Source organism: Nostoc sp. 'Peltigera membranacea cyanobiont' 232 (assembly GCF_002245985.1).
Taxonomy (GTDB): domain Bacteria; phylum Cyanobacteriota; class Cyanobacteriia; order Cyanobacteriales; family Nostocaceae; genus Nostoc.
Map to the genome: position 1 here is coordinate 1 of NZ_NOLK01000290.1, position 4619 is coordinate 4619.

The 4619-nt window shown below is 44.3% G+C and carries 2 protein-coding genes; both read right to left on the bottom strand.

The genetic code is table 11. From position 1 onward, the window contains the following. Positions 1-24 precede the first annotated feature (24 nt). Positions 25-3291: a carbamoyl-phosphate synthase large subunit gene (carB, locus tag CDG79_RS39105; RefSeq protein ID WP_094346860.1), complete on the bottom strand. Its 3267-nt coding sequence runs from the start codon at positions 3289-3291 to the stop codon at positions 25-27. Between the two features lie 545 nt (positions 3292-3836). After that, a complete protein-coding gene (locus CDG79_RS39110; RefSeq protein ID WP_094346861.1) occupies positions 3837-4391 on the bottom strand; it encodes a Dps family protein in 555 nt (184 codons plus the stop codon). Positions 4392-4619: the final 228 nt, after the last annotated feature.

Consider the following 4619-nt stretch of genomic DNA (forward strand, 5'->3'; position numbering starts at 1 on the left):
TGCTCCCCCTGCTCCCCCTGCTCCCTACTCCCTCGTAATCGGGCAGTACTCTTGAATGGTTTTTACGTCCAAAGTTGTGTTTTGTAAAGAACGGACAGCGGCAACGGTAGCTTTTGCGCCGGCAATGGTGGTTATAATGGGGATTTTGTAAGCTAAAGCTGTACGGCGGATTAACTTAGCATCAGTCTGGGCTTCTTCCCCGGAAGGTGTGTTGATAATAAGTTGGATTTTTTTGTTTTTGATTGCATCTAGGACGTGGGGACGGCCTTCATGAAGTTTAAGCACCAATTCAATATTTAACCCCTGTTCGAGAAGAACTTGGCGTGTACCAAGGGTAGCCATCACTGTAAAGCCCAAATCGATAAATTCCTTCACCACAGCACCTGCGGCAGCTTTATCGCGATCGCTCATTGATACAAATACAGTTCCAGTCAGTGGTAAACGCTCCCCAGCACCCAGTTCCGCTTTGGCAAAGGCCCGGCCAAAGTCGGTGTCAATCCCCATCACCTCACCAGTGGATCTCATTTCTGGGCCCAATATTGTATCAGTTCCTGGGAATTTATTAAAGGGTAATACTGCTTCTTTTACTGCAATATGTGTGGGAATAACTTCCTCGGTGAAATGTAGCTCCTCTAAGGTTTTACCCGACATAATTAAGGATGCTAATTTCGCTAACTGTATGCCTGTTGCTTTAGAGACAAAGGGCACTGTGCGGGAAGCGCGGGGGTTTGCTTCCAAAATGTAAACTTGGGGAGAATAAGTACTTGCACCGACAACGGCAAATTGAATATTCATCAATCCCACGACTGACAGCGCTTGTGCTAGCTGTACTGTCCAAGTACGAATTTGATTGAGAACTGCTGGTGATAGGGAAATAGAGGGTAAGGAACAAGCAGAATCCCCTGAGTGAATCCCCGCTTGCTCAATGTGTTCCATAATGCCACCAATAACTACCCGCCCTGTACGATCGGCGATCGCATCGACATCGACTTCAATGGCGTTTTCCAAAAACTTATCAATCAAAATCGGATGTTCTGGTTCTATGAGGACTGCAAAGCTCATGTAGCGTTCCAACTCAGTATCGGAATAGACGATTTCCATCGCCCGCCCCCCTAATACATAACTGGGGCGCACCACCACTGGATAGCCAATGCGTTTGGCGACAATCAGCGCATCTTCGTAACTCCGCGCAATGCCATTCGGCGGTTGGGCAATATTCAACTGTTGGAGAATCTTTTCAAACCGTTCCCGGTTTTCCGCCATGTCGATGGAATCTGGCGATGTCCCCCAAATTTTAGTCAGCAGTCCTGAGGTGTCATTGTTAAGAAACTCTTGTAATGGGATAGCCAGCTTTAGCGGTGTTTGTCCGCCAAATTGGATTATTATTCCGACTGGATTTTCAGTTTCGATGATGTTAAGGACATCTTCTTTTGTTAAAGGCTCAAAGTAAAGGCGATCGCTGGTATCGTAGTCCGTCGAAACTGTCTCTGGGTTTGAGTTGACCATAATCGTCTCATACCCCGCATCTTTTAAGGCATAAGCGGCGTGACAACAACAATAATCAAACTCAATTCCCTGGCCAATGCGGTTCGGGCCACCACCCAAAATCAACACTTTGGGCTTGGTTGCGGGCATTACCTCTGTTTCTTCTTCGTAGGTAGAGTAATAGTAGGGGGTAAAGGCTTCAAACTCAGCAGCGCAGGTATCCACAGTTTTGTAAACTGGGATAATTTCTAGTGACTTGCGGTAAGCGCGAACTTCGTCTTCGGTGGTTTTGGTCGCATAAGCAATTTGGCGATCGCTATATCCATCCCGTTTCACTTCATAAAGTTGCTCTTTTGTCAATTGCTGCAAGGGTGTCCGCTTCAGGAATTTTTCGACATCTAGGAGTTGCTGAAATTTATCTAAAAACCACGGATCGATACCAGTTAGTTCGTAGATTTCCTCAGCACTAATCCCTAGTTGTAAAGCATGGCGCACGGAGAAAATGCGATCGGGGTTAGGTGTCCGCAGTTGGGCGCGGATTTGTTCGCCACTGGGTAATTTCTCAGCTTGATCGCAACCCCAACCAGCGCGTCCTGTTTCGAGCGATCGCAGTGCCTTTTGGAAGGATTCGTTGAAAGTCCGTCCAATTGCCATCGCTTCTCCGACTGACTTCATTTGAGTTGTCAGCACTGGGTCGGAACCAGGGAACTTTTCAAAGGCGAAGCGGGGGATTTTTGTCACCACATAGTCAATTGTCGGCTCAAAGGACGCGGGAGTTTTCTTGGTGATGTCATTTTGAATTTCATCCAGGGTGTAGCCCACAGCTAGCTTTGCAGCAATTTTAGCGATGGGAAAACCTGTAGCTTTGGAAGATAAAGCCGAACTGCGGGAAACGCGGGGATTCATCTCAATTACGACGACATCGCCATTAACCGGATTAACAGCAAATTGAATATTAGAACCGCCAGTTTCCACACCTATCTCGCGGATGATTTTAATTGCCATATCCCGCAGCCTTTGATATTCTTTATCAGTGAGGGTTTGCGCGGGAGCGACGGTAATAGAATCCCCAGTGTGAATGCCCATCGGGTCAAGGTTTTCGATGGAGCAGATAATCACCACGTTATCTGCTAGGTCACGCATCACTTCGAGTTCATATTCTTTCCAGCCGAGTAAGGACTGGTCAATGAGAATTTGCGAAACAGGACTAGCATCTATACCTACCTGTGCCATTTCTTCAAATTCTTCTTGGTTGTAAGCAATACCGCCGCCACTTCCACCCATTGTGAAAGCTGGACGAATAATTAGGGGATAAGTACCAATTTGACGAGCAACAGCTTTGGCTTCTTCCAAAGATTCGGCTGTGTCGCTGGGACACACAGCTACCCCAATCCTGGCCATTGCTTCACCAAAAAGTTTTCGATCTTCGGCTTTTTCGATCGCTGGGAGTTTAGCGCCGATTAACTCAACGCCATACTTTTCCAACACGCCATTTTTGGCTAAAGCAACGGCGAGGTTGAGGGCGGTTTGTCCTCCCATTGTTGGTAGTAAAGCATCGGGGCGTTCTTTCTCAATGACTTTTTCGACCAATTCTGGAGTTAACGGCTCAATGTAAGTGCGATCGGCCGTTTCCGGGTCAGTCATAATCGTTGCAGGATTGGAGTTGACCAAAACCACTTCATAGCCTTCTTCTCGCAGCGCTTTGCAGGCTTGAGTGCCAGAGTAGTCAAACTCACAGGCTTGTCCAATCACAATTGGGCCAGAGCCTAACAGTAGAATCTTCCGGAGGTCATCACGGCGGGGCATAGTCGTTGCCTTGGAGTATGAGAATACAAATCCTGATTATTTTAAGGGTCTTTACACCCTGTCGTGCTTTTTATTATTAAGTTTTCTAGGTTTGATGACAGAAAGGGGATTAGGGACTGAGGATTGGGGATTAGGTACTGGGGACTGTGGGAGAGTTTTTAAGTAAGCATTTCCTCAATTCCCAATACCTAATTCCCAATAAATATTTTGTATTTCCAATTTTATTTAATTGTGATGCTCAAATTTTTAAAGCTTTTGCGAATATTTATTATTTAATTTGATGAAAATTTGCAACAAATTGTGATTTTTTGTGGGATATATCTGTCTGCTTATTCAGGATAAATAAATTTCTTAGATAAAAATATTTATTAACTAGCTAATTGCTAAATGTTATCAACATTAAATATTATGAGAATATGTTTACTTAAATTAAAAATGGCAGAGAAATAAGGATACCATTCTCTGCCATTTTTTATAATATTTTAAGACTTCGTGCGGCCAACTTTTGCTTTTAGTCTAGTAGACAAATCTAGATTAGGAGAGTTTTAGCTTTGAGCAGCTTGGACAAACCCTAAAGTTAAGCTGTCTTTAGCGAGGAAGTGAGACAAATGATAAGCGCGTTCTTCAGTTTTCAACAAAATCTTTTCGTACAGATAGCGTGTACCCCGATCGCCTAAACTCTCTGCCTGAGCAGCTTGACGACGAATTACGCCAATGATTGCTTGTTCGGCAGCTAGGTCATTTTCCACCATTTGGCGAGAGGAATATACGCCTTCAGATTCTTGCTCAAAACAGGTTAATTCTGCTAGTTTGCTAAAGGTAGCTACTGGCACACCACCCAGTCCATCCAAACGTTCTCCAATTTCATGAAGGTGGTCTTGTACTTGGTTGTAGCTTTCGTTAAAAAACTCATGCAGAGAGTAAAATTCTGAGCCTTCAACTACAAAATGATGTTTTTGGTACTGCAAGTACAGTGCTTGGAAACTAGCTAATATAACGTTGAATCCTTCTGTGACTGGAGCAGTTACGCTGTGATCCAGCAAAACAGGATTGTCATATACATGACCAAAATTCCGTAACAAAGTTTGCGTTTCTGACATTGTGTTCCTCTCTTTTTAACAGTTATGGATTTTAACTGCTTATTCTCAACATATTAACATTTTAATAATAATATCAAGCCAATCCGCCATCACAATATTTTGTATTCTTGCTTACTAAAATTCTCAAGTTTATTGTTTGCTGGATGGTGGCACGCTCATCAAGTTCTATCCCGGATTTCTCACCACATCTCAAAGCTTGTGCAGGGGAGCAGGGGAGCAGGGGAGCAG

Coding starts and splice junctions, on each gene's coding strand:
- carB (WP_094346860.1), bottom strand. CDS start 3,291: ATGCCCCGCCGTGATGACCTCCGGAAGATTCTACTGTTAGGCTCTGGC.
- CDG79_RS39110 (WP_094346861.1), bottom strand. CDS start 4,391: ATGTCAGAAACGCAAACTTTGTTACGGAATTTTGGTCATGTATATGAC.